Source organism: Sorangium sp. So ce1014 (assembly GCF_051521505.1).
GTDB lineage: Bacteria > Myxococcota_A > Polyangia > Polyangiales > Polyangiaceae > Sorangium.
This window is the reverse complement of record NZ_CP150356.1, coordinates 10474759-10496316: the sequence shown is the minus strand read 5'-3', so window position 1 is coordinate 10496316 and position 21558 is coordinate 10474759. Positions and strand designations below refer to the sequence as shown.

The following is a 21558-nucleotide window of genomic DNA, read 5'->3' as shown; positions in this document are numbered from 1 at the left end:
CACGGCGTTGAGCGCGCCGAGGATCCCGTCCTGCTCGTAGCCCTGCCAGAGCGCGCCGGCGAGCTCGTATCCGCCGTAGATCCCGAACGTCAGCGCATTGAGCACCAGCGACCGTGCGATGCCGAAGCCGAGGTCGCCCGTGCCCTCCGCGGCGCCCAGCAAGGTGTCGCCCACGATGGTGCCCGGGCCGCCGGCGCCGGCGTGCTCCGGCGAGACGGTCACCGGCTGCGACACGTAGCCCGACGAGGTGCCGGTCGTGCCCACGTCGACAGGCGCCGTCGTGGCGCCGACCTCCAAGGGCTCGCGACTGGGGCTCGCGGCGATGACCGTCACGGACTCGCGATTGGGTCTCGCAGGCCGAACTCCTTGGATCGTTACCGAACACCCTCGCACACAAGGGGTGACGACTCCGTCGCTCCCGTGGACCGCTGAAATTGGCAATCCCCCGGCGGCCTGGGGCTCCTCCTGAAACCCGCTCGGATCCACGTAGTTGAGCGCGCTGTTGCGCACGTAGCTGTACGGGTTCCAGCTCTGGCCCGACAGCGGCGCCTGCACGATCGGATCGGTCGTCAAGAACCGACCGATCCTCGGGTCAAACATCCTCCCCTTCATGTTGACGAGCCCGAACTCGTCATCGCCCTCGTGCCCTGTGAACCCCCGCGTCGTCTCGCTGGAGAACGACGCCGGCACGGGCTCCCCCCACACCGGGTCTCTCCGCTGGCCGAACGGATCGTAGCTCCGCCGCTCGACCACGTCGCCGTCTTCGTCGGTGAGCGCATCGACCGAGCCGAGGTGGTCGACATGGACGTAGCGCGTGCCGGCCGCGGCGCCCCCTCGGGTCACGATCGCCACCAGCCGCTCCGGCGAGTGGACGTGGTACCGATGCTCCACCGTCCCCGTCGCCGCGTCGGTGATCCGCTCGTACAGATCGCCGAAGTACAGCGTCTCCTTGTCCGGCGTGGTCTTGCGGATCCGCTGCTGGTCGCCGTCGTAGGCGAACGAGACGGTGCTCGCGCCCTGCGTGATGGTCTCCGGCAGGTCGAACGGCGTGTAACGCACCGTCACGCCGTCCGGGCGCGCGATCTGGTGGCCGACGGCGTCGTAGCTGAAGCGGTCCGTGCCCGCGCCGGTGACGGCGTGCGGGTGCAGCGGGTCGTCGTAGGCGAGCGTGCCGACGTCGGACTTGAAGGTGAGATTGCCGTCGGGCGCGACCTCGTAGCGGAGCGCGCACGGCACCGACGCGCTCTCGGTCTCGCTGAAGTACGCGCAGGTCAGCCGCTCCAGCGCGTCATGGCGGAAGCGCTCGGTCCGGTGCTGTGGCTGGAGCGCGTCGGTCCGGAGCGTGAGGCTCCGCCGCGCGTCATAGTCGTACGACAGGTCTTGCACCTCGGCCGTGCCGCGCCGGGTGACGAGGCTCTCCAGGCGTTGCTTGTCGGCGAAGTAGCTCCGCTCCGTGACGGTGCCGTTGCCGAACGCCTCCTCTCGGTAGCGGCCTGCGCTGTCGACGTCGGTCAGGCGCCAGTAGGCAGAGCGCGTCGCGGCGTCGCGCACCGCGAGCACGTGGCCGTGGGCGTCGTGGTCGTGGGCCACGACGAACGGCGCCGCGCCGGCCGGGGCGGGGTAGGTGATCGTCGCGACGCGACCCAGGTCGTCATAGTCGAGCCTGCTCGTCAGGGCCGCGCGCTCCCCCTCGATGCGGAGCGTCACCGTCTCGAGCTTGCTCTCCGCGTTGTAGGTGTACGTCTTCTGCCCATCGGGGCTCGCGAGCGCCTCGAGCTTGCCGATGCCGTTCCCCGCCGTATCCCACGTCCACGTCGTTGTCCGCCGCTCTGCGCCGTGCTCGTCCAGGCGCGATCGGGCGCGCCCGAGAGGATCGTACTCGAACGTCGTGACTCGCCCGAGCGCGTCGGTCGAGGTGACGAGCTCCCCGAAGCCATCGTTCGTGGACACCGTCGTGCCCCGATCCGGATCCTCGCGCCGCCGGACGCGGCCGAATGCGTCGTGGGTCGTGGTCGTAACCGCGCCGCCCGGAGCGGTGACCGTCGTCAGCACCCCGAACGGGCCGTAGCCATAACGCGTGACGCCCAGCGCCGCGTCGGTGACGGCCACCGGCCGTCCCAGCGGGTCCTTCTCGACCGCGGTCACGTGACCGAGCGCATCGGTGACCTCGACGCGCAAGGCGTCGTAGTCGGTCTCCACGACCGCGTTCCACGGCGTCGTGTGCTGCACCTCGCGCCCCACCGCGTCGTGCTCGTAGACGTCGTGCAGGATCTCGTCTTCGGGCGTGCCCTCGCGAGCCGGCACCGAGCGCCGCGCGATGTGCTCGCCGAGTGCGTCGTACGCGATCTCTTGCATCAAGCGCGGAAGCTCGTCCCTGGCGCCCTCCACGGAAGGTCCGTGCCACAACCACCGGATCGGACGGCCCAGGCTGTCGTATTCGACCGTATCGTCGGCGCCGCCGGGCGTCGTGGTCCGCTGCGTCACGCGCCAACCGTCCTGGTCCGGTCCGCCGTCCCTGGTGCGCGACAGCTCGATCGTCGTCTGCGTCCCATCGGGCCGAATCTCGAGCCCGAGGCGGCCGAAGCCGTCGTATCTCCACTCGGTCACGAGCCCGTTCGGATCGACCCGCTCGACGAGCACGCCGAGCCCCTCATCGAGCTCCACGCGCGTGGTGTGGCCGGCCGCGTTGACGTGCGTCTCGGGGAAGATCCCCTCGGGGTCGTACGTCGTGCTCCACGCCCGGTGGTGGCCGAACGCGTCGTCCGCCGTCACCCCCGTGACGTTCCCGAAGTCGTCCCGCGTGTACACGACATCGAGCTTCGTATCCGGGATGCCTTCGTCGCTGTCCGTGGACTCGGTGTCAATTTCGCCATAATCCGTCGTCGTTCGCGTGAGCAGGCGACACTGCGAGCGCCCCGCTGCCGCGCTGCACGCCTGCTCCGTCGCCAGCTGGCCGAGCACCCAGCGCTCTGTGTCGTTTTTGTAGGTGCGCGTGATGTCGAGCGTCAGGTCGACATCGCGGGTCGACACCTCCTCGGTGATCACGTTGCCGAACGCGTCGAAGTCCGTCACCTCCGCCAGCGTGTCGCGCAGGATCGTCGCCCCGTCCCCGTCGCCCGACGCGACCTGCTCGACGTACGCCTCCACGGTGGGCGCCTCGCCGTTCTCCGGCGGAACCACCCCTTGCGCTCGCCGGGTCCGGCGCTCGGTCGGGAGCGTGAAATAGCTCGCGCCTCGTTCGTCAGAACGAGCGTCCGCTTCACGTCGAGGAATGAGAGTTCGATTTGGTCCGGCCTGGGCTGGCCCGACAGCCCCGGAGCCCAGCGCCGCTGCTGCTTCACCTGCCCCGTGAACGGGAAGACCTCGAGCTCCTCGTCGAACGTGACATTGTCGTACCGCTCGGCCGTCCCGGCGCGGGTGTCGAGATCGACAACGATTCGCTCCCCGAACCCCAGAAACCCCCGCCCGAGGCGGTGATAACGCCCATCGCGGTAGCGCACCTCGAAGCGCCGCAACCGGTCTGCGCCGTTGTTGACAGCGTAGCCGCTGACGACCCGCCGCGGCCCCACCGCGCAGCGGCGCGGGTAATCGCAGTCGTTCGCCGCGTCGTCGCGAGCGAGGTAGAGCATGCCCTCCCGCTCCGGATCTCCCACGGCGGTGTCGTTCGTGATCGAGGCGTCGGTGAGATGGCCGTACGCGACGCTCACGTTCGGCACGAAGCCCGGCTCGCCCGGCTCGTGCGCGTTCATCCCGTCGGACACGGCGACGAGGAGATCCTGATCGGCCGCGAGGTTCTGGAAGATCGTGAATACGCCGTCGATCGGCAAAATCACATCCTGTGCTCCGTCGCCGTTGATATCCCCGACCCTCGGCCCGTGCGGCTCGGCGAGCGTGACGGCCTCCCCGACCGCCGCCTCGAATGGGATCTTCGGGTCGACGAGCGCGAACGTCGGCCCGTCGCGTGCGCCCGTGGCCTGCAGGACGGCCCAGGAGGGCAGCGCGAGGGATGAGCCCGGCAGCATGCCCGGCGGCACCGGCATCAGCAAATCCTGCATTCCATCGTTGTTGTAGTCCAGGGGGGTCGCGAGCTGGAAGAACGTGTCCTGTGCGCCGAGCTCCGCCGGGTCAAGGGCGAGGCTGTCGTCGAGGTCCTCCGGGTCAAGGCTCACGATGAAGCCCACCGGGCCGAGGCTCTCGACCCCCGGCGTGGCGAACGTCGCCCCCGTGTTGAGGTACGTGCGGAGCCCGCGGTAGCTGAAGCCGGATTGCACGGCGTCGGGCAAGCCGTCCCCGTTCACGTCGAGAAATACGACGCGCCCCCCGATCTGAGGGAGCTTCGTGTCGAACACTTCCCAGCTGCCGTCGTGCCGGCGGGTGAGCGCGGCCCACGTCGACGCGGGGAACATCGCGCCATCGCTGAACGTCAGCACGGTCGCCACGACGAGATCGACCTTGCTGTCCGCGTTGAGGTCGAGCGTCTGGATCTCCATCTCGCAGGGAAACCCGTTGAGCGGCTCGAGCGACTCCCCCGCGCGGTCGAACCCCGCCGGCGTCCCGTCGCGCTCGGGCTTCCAGCGGTGGACGAGCCACGTCGCCTCCAATGGATTCAGGGTCAGCTCGCGGCTGTGATCGTCACACTGGATCAGGTCGGGCACGCCGTCGCCGTCCACGTCGGCGAGGTGCATCGCGCCCCCGGGCATGCTCAATCCGGGCGGCGTGGGGCGGACGCCGAGCGGGAACGGCCGGCGGATGCCGGTATCGTGGACCTCGAAGGTGCGGTCCGGCCGGGCCAGGAGCACATGCCAGGTGTCGGTCGCGTCGTGAACGTCGTGCAGCAAGACGTCCATCCGGTGATCTTGGTTGTAATCGATGGCCGTCCCGAGCTCGGGCTGAAGGAAAGCCGGATCGGCGGCCTCGAACGACGGGTCGACAACGGGCCAGTCCTCGAAGAGCGCCAGGGTCGCCGGCTCCGGGTACGGCACGACCGCGCCCGGCCCTCGATTGCGCGCGACGAGCCAGCCGGTGATCGGATTGCGGGGCGTGCTCAGCCCCGCGACCGTGTCCGGGAGCACGAGATCGTCGAGCCCGTCGCCGTCGATGTCGAGGAGCATCGGGCTCGCCTTCCTGGAGGTCGGCCTGGCGACGCTCGTCGCGATCCGCTGGAACCCCGCCTCGCCGCGGCTGTACTGAAATCGCGTGGGGGGCTTGCACACGCCGTCGCTCGCGCACTCCTCGACTTCGGTCAAGCGCGTCCGCCGCGTCGTCTCGCTCACCTCGTACGCGAACCCGTAGCGCCGCACAAGCGTGTTGTCCGGCCCGAGCATCTGGATCTCGTCGAGGCGCAGCGCGCTCTGGAGCGCCATGCCGCCGGCGTAATGACCCCGGACCTCGGCCGGCTCCTTCGTCGCATACACAAACCGCACTGCCCGCGAGGGCTCGACCTCCGGCGCCCCCTCGAAGCTCGTGTATCGGATCTCGTCGAGCGCGTACTCCGCAGTGAAGCCGTCCTCGGCGTCGGCGAGGCAGTAATCGTACGTCATGGCGTTGCCGCGCCCATCGCGGGCCTTGGTGGCGAGCCACGCGCGCGGGGCGCCGCCCAGCGCGAGCGGCTTGCCGCTGTCGCCGCTGCCGTACTCGATGACGAGCCCGGACGGCATCATCGCCTCGAAAAAGAGCGCCTCCGCGGGCGCGTCCCCTTCCGCAGCGTAGTGGCCAACCACCTTGATCCTCGTGTCGGGCAGCGTCCTGTACTCGATGGTCCCCGGCGCTCGCCCCACCGCGACAAGCCGCTTGTTGTCGAGGCAGAGCGCGTCCTCCGCATCGTACCGGACGCCGCGGATCTCCCCGTCCTGGGCCAGGGTCTTCGGACACCGCGTGATCGCCGACAGCCCGGCGATGGAGAACCCCGCCCCGAGGGCGCCCTCGCCGGCGGCGCTATCGAATTGGAGCGCGAGGCGGGGCTCCACCCCTGCGCGCCCCGGGACCGAGACGAGCGGCATGACGTATGTCGCCTCTCCCGTGCTCGTGATCGAAAACGTCCCCGCGATGGCGCCGGCAGCGACGGTCTTGACCCCCGGTGCGCGGCCGGCGCTCACGGGATCGCTCGGGTCGCGCGTCCGGCAGGCGATGGTGCTGTGAGGACGAACCGGCGGCAGCTCCGGCATGCACGTACACCCCGCCTGCGCGAGCACGCACACCATGAACATCGCGAGCGGGATCAGTGCCCGCACGACACCTCGCAGCAACAGCGCCATCGCGGCCTCCCTCGCGCACAGGAGCGCATGAATCGATCGCTGATGTCAACGCTGGCCGGGCACACGTGGCACTGAGTGGATGCGGCTCTTCGGGGATCGAATGTCTCGATCATCCCATGGGAGGCCTGACGACACCGGCGTCGAGGCGGCGGGAAGACAGAGGATCATCGCGTGACGTTCCTCCGTCCCGACTTCATGTTGGCGTGACAGCACCACCAGGATGCGAGGGATTCGGAGAGCGGGTGGCACCAGGTGCGGCGGTCGAGGCGAAGCGGTGTAAGTGCGCGTCCAGTGCTTGGTTTTTCAGGGTCGTCTCCGCCACCGGCGAGGTCGTCTCCGCCACCGGCGAGGTCGTCTCCGCCACCGGCGAGGTCGTCTCCGCCACCGGCGAGGTCGTCTCCGCCACCGGCGAGGTCGTCGCCGTCACCGTCAGCGTCAGCGTCGTCTCCGCCACCGGTAGAGCCGCCTTGGTCGGCGTCTCGGTCAGCTCCTCCGTCGTCAGAGCCGCCTGCGCCGGCACCTCGGTCAACCCAGCCGCTCGCAGTTCGCCCCCCGCGGCCGCCCTCACATCACATACCGCAAGATGAGCTCCGTCACCCCCGCCGCCAGCAGCAGCAAGAGCCCGCCCACGAAGCAGAACAGCGTGAACCGGTCGTCGCGCCACCGCGGCCTCAGCGGCACGATGTCGCGCTCCGGCAGCACCACCGCCCTCATGGTCGCGTGGATCGGCAGCCCCCCGGGCCGCGGCGCGACCGCCGCGTTCGGCGGCTGCGCCAGCCCCATGTTGATGAACCGCGTCGCCCCCGCGCGGAGCCGGTCCCCCATGCCGGGCAGCGCGCTGCCGATCGCCACCGCGCGCAGCCACGGCGCGCGCTCGAACGCGTTCGCCATCGCGAGCGCCCCGAACAGCTGCCGCAGCCGCGCCATCAGCGCCCGCACCTCGGCCAGGTGCTGGAACGCCCGCATCCGCGCGTCGGGCGGGTCCTCCGAGCTCACCCGCGCCAGGCAATACGACTCCAGCCGCGCGTTCAGCCCCTCGAGCTCCTGGAGGATCCGCGGGACCGCGTTGTCCGGGCTCGTCTCGAGCGGGAGCGTGAAGCCCCACGGCTCCTCGCGCCCGCGCTCGTGCGTCCACTGGAACACCTCGGCGAAGCCCCAGAGCGTGTCGTAGCGCGACAGCACCACGTAGGCCGGCACGTCGGCGCGCAGCGCGCGGCCGACCTCGATGAGGTACGCGCGCATGCGGTTCGCGTACGCCTCGATCCCCGGCTCGTCGAGCTCGATGAACTCCGCGATGCTCAGGACGAGGAGGATGCCGTCGATCGGCTCGCGCTTCCGCGAGCGGAGCAGCTCGTCGCAGAGCTGCGCGAGCTCGGCCGGCTCCCGCCGCGGGCCGAGCACCGACGCCTCGGGCTCGATGAAGAGCGCCTCCTTCGCGAGCCAGTACGAGCACCGCGCTCCGGGCACGCCGATCGGGAGCGGGGCGCCGCCCGGGGGCCAGGTGAGGTTCATCGAGCGGATCACCGTGGAGCGGCCCGAGCCGGGCTCGCCCAGCACGAGGTAGCAGGGGGCCGCGTAGATCCCCTGGTCGCTGTCCGGGTTCGCCTGCTGGACCAGCGCGTGGACGCTCGCCAGCTCGTAGACGAAGGAGCCGCTCATCCGACCCTCTGGGCGATCGTCCACGCGATCGCGGCCGCGCCGGCGACGGCGACGAGCGCCGCCACGGTCCGCCCGACCAGCGCGGACTGCCAGAGCGGCAGCTTGGGGAGGTGCTGGACCGCCACGCCCTCGACGCTCACCGGCCGGAGCACCCCGCCGCTCCAGTCCCGGTCCGGATCCACGCCGAGGCTCAGCGAGAGGTCGCGGCGGATCCGCAGCAGGTCGTCGGGGTTCTGCCCCGGCAGCCCGTAGCGGCCGCGGAAGCCGAGCCCGAGCACGCAGGCGTAGGTCGCCATCACCACGAGCGGGCCCTTGCGGACGCGCTCCAGCCGCTCGAAGAGCTCGACCCCCGCGTTGTTCGTCATCCACCGCGCCGCCTGGAGCGGGCGCTGGGACCAGACCGGCCGCAGGTCCGGCAGCGACATCCCGAGCTCGTCCGCGAACGCCGCGAGCGCGAACATGCCGTCGTCGACCGAGGCGATCGGCATCTCCCGCGCGAGCTTGGACCCCTTGAGCTCCTCGAGCAGCAGGTTCGCCTGCCGCAGCACGTGATCGGCCGGCGGCCGCCGCGGGGATTGGCGGAGCATGCAGAGCCAGAGGAGCATCTCCTCACCGAAGACGCCGATGGAGGTTTCCACGCGGCCGCGAGCTTACGCCAGGCGCGCACCGACCGTCGACCCGGGCGCGCGTGCGCACCTGCGCTCGCGCCCCGATCGACGGGGCGAGGGCCCCGCTCAGTCGCGTGTCGGCCCCGCGTCGACGGCGAGGCGCGCCCCGCGGCCCGGCGGCGCCGTGCGCCGCGGGTGCACCGGAGCGTCGACAACCGGGGGGGCGCGCGCCTATGCTCCCGCCGCTTCTCGAGCCCCCCTCGAGAGCTGCCGGGGTCGCGAGGAAGCGGTCCCTTGAGGAGAGGTCATGTCGGAGATCCAGAGCGTCATCGCGCGCGAAGTCATCGATTCGCGCGGCAACCCCACCGTCGAGGCCGAGGTCACCACGCTGAGCGGCACGGGCCGCGCGGCCGTGCCGAGCGGCGCGTCGACCGGCGAGCACGAGGCCGTCGAACTCAGGGACGGCGACAAGAAGCGCTTCCTCGGCAAGGGCGTGCTCACCGCGGTGAAGAACATCGAGACCGTGCTCGGTCCGGCCGTCCTCGGGATGGATGCGCTCGATCAGGCCGAGCTTGATCAGGTGCTCATCCAGGCCGACGGCTCCCCGAACAAGTCGAAGCTCGGCGCCAACGCGATCCTCGCCGTGTCGATGGCCGCCGCCCGCGCCGCCGCGGACACGGTCGACCTCCCGCTCTGGCGCTACCTCGGCGGCACCACGGCGCGCGTCCTGCCGACGCCGCTGATGAACATCCTGAACGGCGGCATGCACGCCGACAACGGCCTCGAGATCCAGGAGTTCATGATCGTCCCCTACGGCGCCCAGTCGTTCGCCGAGGCGCTGCGCACGGGCACCGAGATCTTCCACACCCTGAAGGGGCTGCTCAAGAAGGACGGCATGGTCACGGCCGTCGGCGACGAGGGCGGCTTCGCCCCGCGCCTCCCGTCGAACCGGGCGGCGCTCGAGTACGTCGTGCGCGCCATCGAGGCCGCCGGCCACCGCCCCGGCGAGGACGTCGGCGTCGCGCTCGACTCGGCGCTCAGCGAGTTCTACGACGCGAAGACCGAGCGGTACACCTTCGACAAGCAGCAGAAGACCCGCGAGGAGATCGTCGCCATCTACGACGAGCTCTGCAAGGCGTTCCCGATCGTGTCGATCGAGGACGGCATCGCCGAGAACGACGAGAAGGGCTGGCGGCTGCTCACGGAGCGGCTCGGCAAGAAGATCCAGCTCGTCGGCGACGACCTCTTCGTGACGAACCCGGCGCGCCTCGCGAAGGGCATCGAGGACGGCCTCGCGAACGCCATCCTCATCAAGCTGAACCAGATCGGCACGGTCACCGAGACGCTCGACTGCATCCGCCAGGCGGGCGAGGGCGGCTACCGGTCGATCATCTCGCACCGCTCGGGCGAGACCGAGGACACGTTCATCGCCGACCTCGCGGTCGCGACGAACGCGGGCCAGATCAAGACCGGCTCCGCGTCGCGCTCGGATCGCGTCGCGAAGTACAACCAGCTGCTCCGGATCGCGTACGCGCTCGGCGACGGCCAGGTCTTCGCCGGCCGCTCGCCGTTCCGCCGCCCCGCGGCGCAGCGCGCCAGCTAGCTCCGCCCGTCAGGGATCCCGCAAGGGATCCCCGACGCGCGGGCCCAGCGCGCACGACGGCCCGAAGAGGCAGCGCGCCGAGGCGCCGGGAGCGCGAGAGGTCCTCGCGTCTCCTGGCGTCCCCGGGGCGCCTCTCCGGCCTGGCCGTCCCCCGCGTCGTCGATGTTGCCGATGTAGAGGACGCAGTACGGGCCCCCGCGGTGCGCCGGGGGGCCCCTATCGCGCTGGGGTTACCAGCGGTCGCGCCCGCCGCCGCCGCCGCCGCCGCGGCCACCTCCTCGGCCGCCGCCGCCGCCACCACGGCCGCCACCTCCGCCGCCACCGCCACGGAAGCCGCCACCGCCACCGCCACCCCCGCCGCCGGGGCCGCCGGTGCGCTCGCGCGCCTCATTGACCGTCAGCGTGCGGCCGTCGAGGTCCTTGCCGTGCAGCGCGTTGATGGCCGCCTGCGCCTGGGCATCGCCCACCTCCACGAAGCCGAAACCGCGAGACTGCCCGGTCATCCGGTCCGTCATCAACTGAATCGACAGAACCTCGACACCTGCCGCCTCGAACGCGCTGCGAAGGCTGTCTTCCGTCGAATGGAACGCCAGGTTCCCCACATAAAGCCGCTTGCTCATGTCTGCCGCCAATCCCGTTGCACGATCCCCGCTTCCCTCGCAAACGGCCCGGATCGTGCCGCGGGCCGCACGCGAAAACACTCCCCGACGACCAGCCGTCACCCCACGTTCGGAAGAGGCAACCACGTTGCAGCAGGCGGCCGGATCAGAGGTCGAGGACGAACGAGCCTTGAGGCGCTTCGGAAGCTACCGGCCGGCGACGGGGTACGCAAGGTATTCCCCCAGGCTGGCCGCGTCTGCCTGACGATGATCGCGCTCGGGTGCGCGTCCGGCACCGGGAGTGCGCGCCCGAGGACGCGCGCGCCCGGCGCCTGCGGGGGCGCTCGATGAGGCGGCGCGCGGGCCTCGCGCCCGCGTTTGTGCCCCCACGAGGCGACCGCCGATGTGTTGTGGACGCACGATTCCGGGCCTCTTCGTGCCGTCGTCCGTGCTCGAGGGCTCCGCCGGGGTGCCGGCAGCCGGGCAAGGGTGGCCTGCCTTTCCGGCGCTCCACCTGGAGGAGCGGCGCGCGCTGCGGCCGGTGCCGGGCGGCCCCGCTCAGGCGGCGCGCGCCGCGGCGACGGCCGCGCGGGGTTGCACGACGCCCCAGCCTTGCCGCTCGAGCGGGATGCCGGGCAGCCCGCGCGCGGTCTTCATCAGGATGCGCCGGCACTGCTGCGGGGAGAGGCGCGGGTTCGCCTCCAGCATCTGCGCCACGACGCTGCTCACGATGGGCGCGGCGAAGCTCGTCCCGTCCACGTGCTTGTAGTGGCCGGAGATCACCTTCTGGTCGCGCAGCTTGGCCGCCGCGAGCTGGCGCACGAGGTACGGCTCGCGCCCGGCGACGGCGTCGAGGTCCGGATCGACGCTCGCGTGCTCGACGAGCAGCCCCGGCAACTCGTCGTCCGGCGCGCCGTCGAGCAGCGACAGGAGCTGCGCCTGCGCCGCGGTCGGCGTCCCGGGCAGGATGGGCGCCGCCAGCCAGATCGCCGGCGCGATGAGCTCCGGCTTCTGCAGCCCGTCGAGGGTGAGCCCGTACGACGAGTGGTAGTGCCACGTCCGGTCCCCGGCGCCCCCGTCGTCGAGCCCCCCGACCGCGATGACGCTCGGCGCGCTGGCCGGCGGGAGGACGCTGTGCGCCGCATCGTGCCCGGCGTTGCCGGCGGCCGCCACGACCACGATGCCGTCGCGGGTCGCGTCGTCGGCCGCGCGCGACAGGCTGCCGGTCAGGTACGACTCCTCGTAATCGCCCCCGCACGAGAGGTTGAGCACGCGGATCCCGTACTGCTCGCGGTGGGCGATCACCCACGCGATCCCCTTGCGGATGTCGTCGTGGACGATGCGGTGCGCGGAGCCGACCTTGACCAGCACGACGTTCGCCTCCCAGGCGAGCCCGCGGAAGCGCCCGTCCGAGAGCGCGCCGTTCCCCGCGGCGACCACCGAGGTCATCATGCCGTGCCACGACGAGACGTCAGGGCGCTCGAGCGCCGAGAGGTCCGCGTCGGGGGCGGAGATGTCGTGGTAGGCGAGGATGCGGCTGCGCGGCGTGACGAGGTCCGGGTGGGCGTAAAAGCCGGCGTCGATGAAGGCGATGGTCACATCCCGGCCTGCATAGCCGGGCTCCGCGTGGAGCCGGTCCGCGATGGGCAGGATGCGCCGGGGGTCGAGCGACATCGGCGCCATGGTAGAGCACCGATCGCGTCAAGATCCGAGCTACAACGTGGGCGGTGACGCGTCGCCGATGCGGCGCCGCTCGCTCGCGCGCTCGCCGGCGGCTGCAACATCGAGCCGGGCACGGGCGAGGGATCCCGCCGGGCGATCGCCTCCGCGCCGCCGCCGGGCTCCGCCGCAGGTCGGGCCGATCTCTCCTCGAAACCGATCGGGGTGTCGGCCGTTGATGGATCTGCCGGCTCGCTCGCTCGAACGAGGCCGCACGGGAGGTTTTCATGATCCGTTCCAAAGCAGGCCTGGCCTTCTCGCTGTCGACGCCGCGAGCAAGGCCGGGGTTCCGTTCGTCCTCGAGAATGTCCGCGACTCGGCGCGCTCGCGACTGCGTCCGTCGCGCACCCGCTCGCGCTCTCCGCTGCGAGCATCGCTCCCCAGGCACCTACCGCAGCTTCCTCGTCAACGGCTCCACGTGGTGGACCGTCCCCGGCACCTCGCAAGCGGCGACCATGGACCTGAGCTACGAGGTCGAGCTCCTCGCCTCGACCACGCCCAGCAACAAATCCATGATCGTCACCGGCGCGGGCGCAAATCCGGGGCGGTGACCTTCACCAACGAGAACAGCGGCCTCAACCTGGACGTCCCTGACTCGGACACAACGCCGATCACGCCGATCATCCAGTGGCCCGCGACCGGCAATCCCAACCAGAGCTTCGAGCTCATCCCGACGGGAGACGCCGATGGGAGCGTCTTCATCAAGCCGAAGCACAGCGGTCTTTGCTTCGATATCCCCAACTCGAGCCGTCGAGGACGGCGTCGAGCTCATTCAACTCACCTGCACGGGGAACCCCGATCAGAGGTTCATCCTGCGGCACGTGGGCGCTTACAGGTCGATCATGAACGTGAACAGCCAGAAGTGTTTGAGCGTCGAGGGGGCGAGCACCGCGGCCTACGCGGCCATCGTTCAGGAGCCCTGCAACACCGCGCTCGCGGAACAGCTCTTCCTCGCTCGCTGAGGCGCGCGGGCCAGCGCCCGTCTCCGGGCCAGCGCCTGCCTGCTGGACGGGCCGGCCTCGCTCCGGCAGGCTCGGGCGCATGAGGTCATTCATCGCGACCATGGTCTACGAGCTTCACCCGGACACCCCCGCGGACGCGCGGAAGCTCCTCCGGGCGCACCTCGTCGGCAGGCGCTGGCAGGACAGGCACGAGGGCGCGGCGATGCCGTCGACCGCGGTCTGGATCCGCCGCTCGGCGGAGGACCACGAGACGACCGACGACCTGCACGCCGCGTGCGCACGCGACCTCGACGCGGCGGCCGCCGCCGTGGCGCGGGCGGGGCGCCCCATCCAGGTGATGCGCGCGTGGATCCAGGTGAGCGGCGCAGGCACGTACGGGCTCGCCCCGATGGCGCGGCCCGCGCCGCCAGCAGACTGAGCGCGCGGCGCCGAAAGCCGCGCCTCACCGCGGCATTTCGGTTACGCTCGGGGAGCTCGAAGGGAGGTGACCATGGCTCGAAGGCTGGGTATTGGCACGGTGCTGCTCTCGCTCGTCACGCTCGCGTCCGGCTGCGGGGGGCTCTCGACGCAGGACTCGCAGCAGCGCTGCAATCAGCTGCGCGACGCGGTGCCGTCCTGCGCCACCGACGAGAGCCATGACGCGTGCGTGAGCTGCTACGAGGAGTGCGGCGACGCGTGCGAGCCGTCGGGGGCCTGCCCGCAGACATTCACCTGCGCAGAATGAGAGGGAGCATCATGAGCAAGAGCAGAGCCGATTCGTGGGTCGTCGCGGTCCTCGTCGCGGGCGCGCTCGGGGGCGCCGCGCTCGGCTGCGGCGGCGGCTACGACAAGGAAGAGGCGAGGGCGGCGTGCGACGCCCTGGTCGGCCAGGTCGCCACGTCCGACCAGGCCGCGTACGACGACTGCATGGACTGTCACATGGAGTGCGGCGAGGACTGCACCGTGCTCACAAGCTTCCCCCCGCAGTTCGCCTGCGAGGACTAGGCGGCGCCGGACGAGCTGCGGCGCGGCCGCGCCGGCCGGCCGAGCTCGCCCATCGGCGTCAGTTGACCACGACGCCGCAGTCGATGAACTCGATCGACGTGTCGATCCGGAAATGGGAGTCGGTCACGTGGCGCTCGGCGAAGAAGAAGTCGAGCTGATACTTCTGCCCGATCTCCAGCCCGAGCGTGTCGAGGTCGACGATCTCGGTCTGCTCGACGTGCACGCCCCCGAGATCGACGACCTTCTGCCCGTTGATGTACGTGAAGACGTCGTCGTCGCCGGCGAACGTGAACCGCTCGCCGCCCTTGTACTCGAAGCCCATGTGCATCTCGAAGGTGAAGTGGTAGTTGTGCTCCAGACCCTCGTTGCCGAACAGCGCATCGTCGATCGGGAAGAACGCCCGGTTGTTGTACGACCACACGCCGTCGTTGTCGGGGTCCTCGAACTGGAGCGTGATGTTCATCGGCATGTTCTCCCCCTCCATGTCGCGGAACCACATGTCGAAGGCCGCCTTGCCGGTCGTGCTCCTGGTGCCCTCGGTCCCGCCGGCGTAGACGGGCTTCTGGTCCTCTCCAAGGGCGTCGGTGACGATCTCGTGGTCGTCGCAGCCGACGCACTTGCCGGAGTCTTGCGGCTCCATGTCGGGGTGATCGACCTTGAAGTCGCGCACGCGGCCGGTGAACCTGCCGTCGCACGACTCGCCCTTTGTCTGATCCCCCTCGCCAGGGCCCCCGCCGCTGCCGGCGCCGGTGGTGGGATTGACCGAGCCGAAGCTCTCATCGAATCCACTGGTCCCCCCGGGATCGCCAGATCCCCCCGGGCCGCCGGAGCCGCCCGGGCCGCCGGAGCCGCCCGACGCCGTGTTGCCGCCGCTCGGCTCGCCGTCGTTCGTCGCTCCGCACGCACCCAGCAAGCCCACAAACGCACATGCCACCAAGCAACCAAGTGTCTTCTTCATCGCCAACCTCGCCTTAAGATGCCGTCCCGATGCCCCAGGCTGCAAAATAGCACGAGGGCACGCTGATTGTGTGCTGACGTAATGCGTCATCCGGTGGAATCTTACGCAGTAGAGGCGCATTTCCATGTGTTGAGGCTGGCATTTTCTGCCATTGCCGCTCGCTGAGCGATCCTCGCCAGAGGGCAGCGCGACCGAGGGTCAAAATTGTTTGGCCCCATACAGTTGTTCCTTCTCATGGCTCATGGCGACGAGGACCGGTGTTGAACCGGCTCTTGAACCGGCTCGGCGGCGCCCGGAGGGCCGTCGCGGCTGCCAGGGCCCGCTCGGCGCAGGCTGCCGGCGCGGGGCACGGACGACGCCGGTGGACAGCGCACGCTGCACAGCCGTGCTCGAAGAACCGGGCTCGAGCGCGCATGAACGGCTGTGTCCGGCGCCGCGAGCGCGCTTCGCCCGCAGGGAGCGCCCGCGGGCGTGGGTGCTAGATTGCTTGTCGAACGCGAGACGCGGAACGCGGAAGGAGGAAGCTACGATGAGTGATCAACAGCGGGACGCCGCGAAGCGGACGGCCGAGCAGACCGGGACGGGCGAGCGCGCCGCGCAGGACGTGCCGCCGGAGGACATCGGGCACGGCCCGGGGCTCGATCCGCCGAGCGCGCCGCCCGACGACGACGCCGAGCCCGGCGACGAGGCGTATGCGGACCGGCCCGCCGGCATCTCGCCGTCCGCGCCAAAGGACGGTCGCGAGCCCGTCGGGCAATCCGACTACACCGATGTTTCGGCGATCCAGCGGCCGCCGGCCGACTCCTGAGCTGGCGGCCACAGCCACGCTCGCCTGAGCCCCCCTGCAACCCTCGGCGCGCCGCGGGCCTTCCCGGCAACAGCGCGATTTCTCCACGATCGTCCTCCGTTCGCGGCGGCGGGCCCGCGCCGCCGCGCCGGCTGCGCCGCCACGAGGGACTCGACATCCGGGCACACTCGGAGTACGCGGGGGGACCGCTCGTCACGGAAGAGACGCAGGTGCGCAGTGGATCACGAGACGCGGAGCGATATCGAGCCTGGCTCCAGCGCCGCTGACGCGCAGGAGGCCTTCCACGCCGCCGAGGCGAGCCCGCTGCCCGCCCAGTGGCTCGATCGGCCGTCGCGACGGTCGACCGCCGCCGGCGCGGCGAGCTGTCCAGTCTGCCTCGAGCGCATCGCCGCCGGGGTCGTCCTCTGCCCCGAGTGCGGGGAGCCGACCGACGGGCCGAAGCCCTCGGTGCGGGCCCCCTCGATCCCCGACGCCGCCCCGGACGCGAGCTGGCTCTCCTTGCACTGGCGCCCGCTCGTCACGATCGGCGCCATCCTCGGGCTCATCAGCACCGGCGGGGCGCTGCGCTACCTGGCGCCCCACCGGTTCGCGCCGTCCCGGGCCGCGACGGCGGTCCCTCCTCCGACCCCCGTGTGCGAGGCGCCGTGCTGGAGCGGCGAGTCGTGCCAGCTCGGCCGCTGCGTCTGGCAGCGCCCGAACGACGTCGGCCACCTCGTCGACGCGCCCTCGATCGCCGGGCCCTTCTCGCTGCCCAAGGGCGCGTTCGACGCGCTCCTGCTCGACCGTGACCGCTTCGCCGTCGCGCTGTCCTCCGGCCTGGAGGTGCGCAGCGCGCGGACCGGCGAGGCGCTCAGCCTCGTCACCGAGGCGCCCAACGTGCGGCGCCTCCACCGCGTGGGCGAGGTCGTCTACGCGACGTCGCCCTCGCGCATCTACGTGATCGACGCCGCCACGACGCGGCTGCTCAAGACGATCGACCTCGGCGAGGCCGTGGGCGACATCCAGGTCGGCGCCTCGGGCCGGCGCGCCCTCGCCTCGCTGCCGGAGGCGCACGCGGTGGCGATCCTCGCGACCGAGTACCACGCGGAGATCGAGCGCATCCAGTTCGGCGACGACGCCGTGGGCCCCGTGGCCGTCGACGACAGCGGCACCCGGGCGATCACGACGACGGGCCAGCTCCCGCTGCACGGCCAGCGCGAGCCGTCGGGCGGCGTCGCCTATCCGTTCGACCCGAGCCGGCTCGGCTCGGAGCAGGATCGCGTGCGCACCTCGATGGTGGGCAACCCGGTCGGCGCGCTCATGGCCCCGGACGGCTCGGCGGCCTTCGTCGCCCTCCGCGCCGAGAACACCCTGGTGCCGCTCACCTGGCTCCCGTCGGGCGCGGTGCGGCAGGAGGCGCGCATCACGACGTGCCGCGAGCCGGAGCAGATCGAGCTCGTCCGGATCGACCGGCGCGCCGTCGTGCGGTGCAACGAGGGGCGCGCGCTCCAGATCTTCGACCTGTCGAAGCGCGAGCTGATCCGCGCCGTCACCTTCCCCGGCCGCGCGCTCGACATGGCGATCGCGCCGGACGGGACGCAGGCGGTCGTGGCGCTGAGCGGCGACGGCGGGGGCTCGGTGGCGCTCGTCGATCTGAAGAGCTACGCGGCGAAGGTCCACCCGCTCGGCGGCGAGCCGACGCGCATCCGGCTCGCCCCGGACGGCGGCTCGGCGCTCGCGCTCGGCGATCGCGCCAAGGTCGCGTGGGTGCTGCAATGAGCGAGCGTCGCGTCCCGTGCCCGAGCTGCGGCGCCCGCATCGTCGAGGGCGCGCGCAAGTGCCGCGCCTGCAAGGCGTGGCTCGGCGAGCGTCCCCGCGGGTCGTCCGCGTCGCTCTCCGGCCGCGAGCCGCGCCTGGCGCGGGCCGTCGTGTCGGTGGCGTGCGGCGTCGCGGCCGTGATCATCGCCACCCTGACCAGCCTGAAGTCGCCCGTCGGCGAGGCCCCGCCGCTGACCGCGCTCACGCCGGAGGGCGCCGGCGCGGTCGACGCGTCCGACCAGGCGCCGAACCCCGCGGCGTTCGGCCCGGACAGCCCGGAGCCGGCGCCGCCGCCGCCCCTCGATCCGAAGGGCCGCTGGCGCGCCCGCGAGATCCGGATCGGGGACGTGCACCCGCTCGACGTCGTCTTCAGCCCGAGCGGCACGTCGATCTACGTCAGCGCCGACGACGCCTCCCTGCGCGAGTACACGCTCCAGAGCGGCGAGATCGCCCACAAGGCGTCGATGCCGGCGCAGGGCGACCACATCCGGCTCCTGTTCGACCGCTACGTCGCGGTGCTGCGGCACGAGGACGCCGCGCGGATCCCGGTGATGGACACGACCGCGTGGGACCGCGATCCGGTGCTGCTCGACGTCGGCCGGACGCCGGGCGACATCGTGGCGTTGCCGGACGGCAGGACGGTGATCGCGGCGACGACGGACACGAAGCGCGTGATGAAGTTCGAGCTGCCGACGGGGGTGAGGCTCGCGAACATCACGCTCCCGCACGCGACGGGGCAGCTGTTCCTCGTGCAGGCCGAGGGGCGCCCCTACATCGCGGCGCTCGGCGCGCTGACGCACGCCGGCCGGCCGGCCGGCGCCTGGATCGACCTGTTCGACCCGAGCGAGTCGCCGTTCGGCGCGACGCGGCGGAGCATCGCGGTCGGCCGCGAGCCGCGCGAGGGCGACATCACCCGGGATGGAGGCGCCGTGTTCTTCCCGGATCGGCTGTCCAACACGGCGATCCTGCTGAGCGTCGCCGGGGTGACCGAGACGCGGAAGGCGCCCGTCGGCGTCGGGCCGACAGCGGGCTTCCTGCTCCACGACGACCGGTACGGCATCACGCTCAACGCCGAGGCGCGGACCGCGAGCGTCATCGAGCTCTCGACGATGACGGTGAAGAGCACGCTCCCGCTCGGCGGGGTCCCGCGGACGGGCGTGACGTCGCCCGATCGGAAGACGCTCTTCGTGGCGCTCGGCGGGACCCAGTGGCCGCCGGAAGGCAGCGGCGTGGCGGTCATCGCGGGCGATCCTCCGCAGGTCGTCGCGTCGCTGCCCACCGGCAAGGGCGCGTGCGCGGTGGCGGTCTCGAAGGACGGCGCGCGGGCGGCGGTCGCGTCGTACTGGGACCGGTCGATCACGGTGCTCGAGCAGTAGGCCCGGGCTGCGCCGGCAGGGCGCGCGCTCCGCGTGGAGCGCGCGGTGGACGGGAGCTCACGAAGAAGCGGACTCGGCGGATTGCCCGATGGATCCTGCGAACCCCGCGCCTCCCCTCGCCGCCTCCCTCGCCCCCTCCACATCCATCATCCGTTCCACAAGGTACGCCGTCAGCGCCTCTTCCGTCAGGCACGGCGCGAACTTCGACACCCTGCCTCTCCCTGCCGCGGCGTCGGCCCAGCGGCGCGCGTCGGCGTCGTTCGGCCTCCCTTCCGCCGCGAGCTTGCGCACGACCTGCCGAAGCGCCGCCTGGCTCTTCCCTGCCTCTTCCTTGCACGTGATCGAGGTGTTCCTCGAGACGCACTTCCCCCCGAGCTCCGCCTCGATCATGCGCGCCAGCAAGAGGTTCGCCCTCCCACCGGCGAAGGTCCACCAGATCACGGTGTCCCGGCCGTCGTCCACCATCGGCGAGGGGCCTTCACACTCGTCCGCTTCCCGGAGAAAAGCGTGCTCGACCCTCAAGCTGTCCATCAAGAGCCGCGCGCGCGCCGACCAGCCCGGATCATACCCCTCCTGAACGAGCACCTCGCGCATCGCCTGGCACAGCCGGTAGCCCAGGAAGGTCGGGCTGCCGCTCCATCGGGCGCTCGGCGCGGCGTCGGCCGGCTTCACGTGGCACAGGCCGCGGCCCCACGCGATATGGACCACCTGCCAGGCGCGGCCGCCGAGCGAGAAGGCGGCCCGACGGGCATCGCTGTCGAGGGCCTCGAGAAACGACGCGTCGACGGTGCCGACGTCGTGCGTGTCGTGCTGCACGCGGATGAGCCGCGGGGTGGAGAAGACCGCGTAGAGCTCGGCGAAATTACGACGTCCATACAGCTTCTCGCCCTCCGGACCGAGCCACAGGCGGCCTTCCTGGTCGGAGAGAATGCCTTTCTCGAGCATGTGATCCACGAGGGCGCTGCGCTCCTCGGGGCCGATATCCGCGAAGGAGGTCGCCCCGTCGAGCCAGGCGAACCAGTCGCCGCGACCGACGCCGCCGTGTTCGATGCAGAGCGCGAGGAGCTGATGCGCCAGGATATGCGCCGCGCGGCGCTCGGCGCGGACATCCTCCACGTAACCCTGGCGGTGCAGCCGCATCAGGGCGGCGGCCTGCAAGGCGGCAGCGGGTTTGACCGCCAGGAACGTGCAGTTGGCCTGGACGCCGGCGCGCCTCCCCGTGCGGCCGAGGCGCTGGAGGAAGCTCGCCACCGTGGAAGGGCTGTCGATCTGGATCACGTGGTCGAGATCGCCGATGTCGATCCCGAGCTCCAGGGCGCTCGTCGATACGATGACGCAATCGGTCCGCTCGGCGAAGGCACGCTCGGCGTCGCGGCGCTCTGGCGCAGAGAGGGAGCCGTGAACCATGTACACATCGACGCCGTCGCGGCGCAGGCGGGTGCCGATCTCCTCGACCCCACGCCGCGAGTCCACGAAGACCAGCCGCTTGCTCCCAGCGTGGAACCTGCGCACGATCGAGGCCGCGTTCTCCATCGTCTCGACCGAATCGAGCTCGAGCCGCGGGGCGCTCGCCTCCCTCGGCGGCGAGATCACCGTCCCGGGCCGACGCGACCGCCCCTGCAGCCAGGCCAGGATCTGCTCCGGGTTGCCCACGGTCGCGGACAGCCCGATCCGCTGCACGTCGTTGCCGCAAAAGCGGGACAGGCGCTCCAGCAAGGCTGCGAGATGCGCGCCCCGGTCATCGCCGGCGAAGGCGTGCACCTCATCGATGATCACCGCGCGCAGGCCTGCGAAGACCCGCTTCGCCGGGACCCGTGGGCTCATCATCATCGCCTCGAGCGACTCCGGCGTCGTGAGCAAGATGTCCGTCGAATCGCTCAAGAATGCCTTGCGCGCGCCCTGCCCGGTGTCGCCATGCCACTTGGCGACCCGCCGGCCAAGCGTGGTCGCGAACCGGGTCACCCGCTCTTCCTGGTTGTTCAGCAGCGCCCGGATCGGGGACAGGTAGATCACCGACGTAGGACGCCAGTCGGCGGCGTCCATCGCCGAGAGCAACGGAAAGAACGCCGCCTCCGTCTTGCCGCCGGCGGTCGGGGCGAGGACGACGCAGTTCTTCCCGTCGAGCACGGGACCGATCGTCAGCTCCTGCACCGGCCGCAGCCTGGCGTACCCCAGCGTATTGACGATCTGGTACTGGAGCGCCGGCGTGAGCCTGTCGAAGCTCGTCATGG

General features: G+C 71.3%; 15 protein-coding genes and 2 pseudogenes. 9 read left to right on the top strand and 8 right to left on the bottom strand.

Going from position 1 to position 21558, the window contains the following annotated elements; all coding sequences use genetic code 11:
- Nucleotides 1-207 precede the first annotated feature (207 nt).
- The 4 genes and pseudogenes from WME75_RS39820 to WME75_RS39805 form a co-directional block, all read right to left on the bottom strand.
- Nucleotides 208-6254 (bottom strand): annotated as a pseudogene (locus tag WME75_RS39820) (RHS repeat domain-containing protein); the annotation flags it as partial.
- 193 nt (nucleotides 6255-6447) lie between these two features.
- Nucleotides 6448-6783, bottom strand: coding sequence for a hypothetical protein (locus WME75_RS39815; protein WP_437481838.1), 336 nt, complete (start codon nucleotides 6781-6783; stop codon nucleotides 6448-6450).
- A 35-nt stretch (nucleotides 6784-6818) separates the two neighbouring features.
- A complete protein-coding gene (locus WME75_RS39810) occupies nucleotides 6819-7913 on the bottom strand; it encodes a type VI secretion system protein (RefSeq protein ID WP_437481837.1) in 1095 nt (364 codons plus the stop codon).
- Complete coding sequence (locus tag WME75_RS39805) at nucleotides 7910-8551, bottom strand: DotU family type IV/VI secretion system protein (protein WP_437481836.1); 642 nt, start codon at nucleotides 8549-8551, stop codon at nucleotides 7910-7912. The genes WME75_RS39810 and WME75_RS39805 overlap by 4 nt, the downstream gene beginning before the upstream one ends.
- Before the next feature lie 277 nt (nucleotides 8552-8828).
- Between WME75_RS39805 and eno the strand changes: the two genes are divergently transcribed.
- Nucleotides 8829-10124: a phosphopyruvate hydratase gene (gene eno, locus WME75_RS39800; RefSeq protein WP_437481835.1), complete on the top strand. Its 1296-nt coding sequence runs from the start codon at nucleotides 8829-8831 to the stop codon at nucleotides 10122-10124.
- Nucleotides 10125-10354: 230 nt separating this feature from the next.
- Here the strand turns inward: eno and WME75_RS39795 are convergent, their stop codons facing one another.
- Together WME75_RS39795 and WME75_RS39790 are read right to left on the bottom strand one after the other, a co-directional pair.
- Nucleotides 10355-10744 (bottom strand): RNA recognition motif domain-containing protein, encoded by a 390-nt coding sequence (locus WME75_RS39795; RefSeq protein WP_437481834.1) that lies wholly within the window; start codon nucleotides 10742-10744, stop codon nucleotides 10355-10357.
- Between the two features lie 537 nt (nucleotides 10745-11281).
- Nucleotides 11282-12397, bottom strand: coding sequence for a S8 family serine peptidase (locus WME75_RS39790; RefSeq protein ID WP_437481833.1), 1116 nt, complete (start codon nucleotides 12395-12397; stop codon nucleotides 11282-11284).
- Nucleotides 12398-12989: 592 nt separating this feature from the next.
- Between WME75_RS39790 and WME75_RS39785 the strand changes: the two are divergent.
- From WME75_RS39785 to WME75_RS39765, 5 genes and pseudogenes are all read left to right on the top strand, one after another.
- A pseudogene (locus tag WME75_RS39785) lies at nucleotides 12990-13133 on the top strand (RICIN domain-containing protein); the annotation flags it as partial.
- Nucleotides 13129-13404 (top strand): RICIN domain-containing protein, encoded by a 276-nt coding sequence (locus WME75_RS39780; protein WP_437481832.1) that lies wholly within the window; start codon nucleotides 13129-13131, stop codon nucleotides 13402-13404. The pseudogene WME75_RS39785 and the gene WME75_RS39780, both read left to right, overlap by 5 nt.
- 79 nt (nucleotides 13405-13483) lie before the next feature.
- On the top strand, nucleotides 13484-13822 hold the full coding sequence (locus WME75_RS39775; RefSeq protein WP_437481831.1) for a hypothetical protein: 339 nt from the start codon (nucleotides 13484-13486) through the stop codon (nucleotides 13820-13822).
- 72 nt (nucleotides 13823-13894) lie between these two features.
- Complete coding sequence (locus WME75_RS39770; protein WP_437481830.1) at nucleotides 13895-14128, top strand: hypothetical protein; 234 nt, start codon at nucleotides 13895-13897, stop codon at nucleotides 14126-14128.
- 11 nt (nucleotides 14129-14139) lie between these two features.
- Nucleotides 14140-14388, top strand: coding sequence for a hypothetical protein (locus WME75_RS39765; RefSeq protein ID WP_437481829.1), 249 nt, complete (start codon nucleotides 14140-14142; stop codon nucleotides 14386-14388).
- Between the two features lie 58 nt (nucleotides 14389-14446).
- Here WME75_RS39765 and WME75_RS39760 read toward each other — a convergent pair whose 3' ends face one another.
- Nucleotides 14447-15307, bottom strand: a complete 861-nt coding sequence (locus tag WME75_RS39760; protein ID WP_437481828.1) for a fibro-slime domain-containing protein — start codon at nucleotides 15305-15307, stop codon at nucleotides 14447-14449.
- A 568-nt stretch (nucleotides 15308-15875) separates the two neighbouring features.
- Between WME75_RS39760 and WME75_RS39755 the strand changes: the two genes are divergently transcribed.
- The 3 genes from WME75_RS39755 to WME75_RS39745 all read left to right on the top strand — a co-directional run bounded on the left by WME75_RS39755 (nucleotide 15876) and on the right by WME75_RS39745 (nucleotide 19327).
- A complete protein-coding gene (locus tag WME75_RS39755; RefSeq protein ID WP_437481827.1) occupies nucleotides 15876-16154 on the top strand; it encodes a hypothetical protein in 279 nt (92 codons plus the stop codon).
- Nucleotides 16155-16370: 216 nt separating this feature from the next.
- Nucleotides 16371-17912 (top strand): YncE family protein, encoded by a 1542-nt coding sequence (locus WME75_RS39750; RefSeq protein WP_437481826.1) that lies wholly within the window; start codon nucleotides 16371-16373, stop codon nucleotides 17910-17912.
- Entirely contained in the window at nucleotides 17909-19327 is a 1419-nt protein-coding gene (locus WME75_RS39745; RefSeq protein WP_437481825.1) for a hypothetical protein, read from the top strand. The genes WME75_RS39750 and WME75_RS39745 overlap by 4 nt, the downstream gene beginning before the upstream one ends.
- A 57-nt stretch (nucleotides 19328-19384) precedes the next feature.
- Here WME75_RS39745 and WME75_RS39740 read toward each other — a convergent pair whose 3' ends face one another.
- Entirely contained in the window at nucleotides 19385-21556 is a 2172-nt protein-coding gene (locus tag WME75_RS39740) for a DEAD/DEAH box helicase (protein WP_437481824.1), read from the bottom strand.
- Nucleotides 21557-21558: the final 2 nt, after the last annotated feature.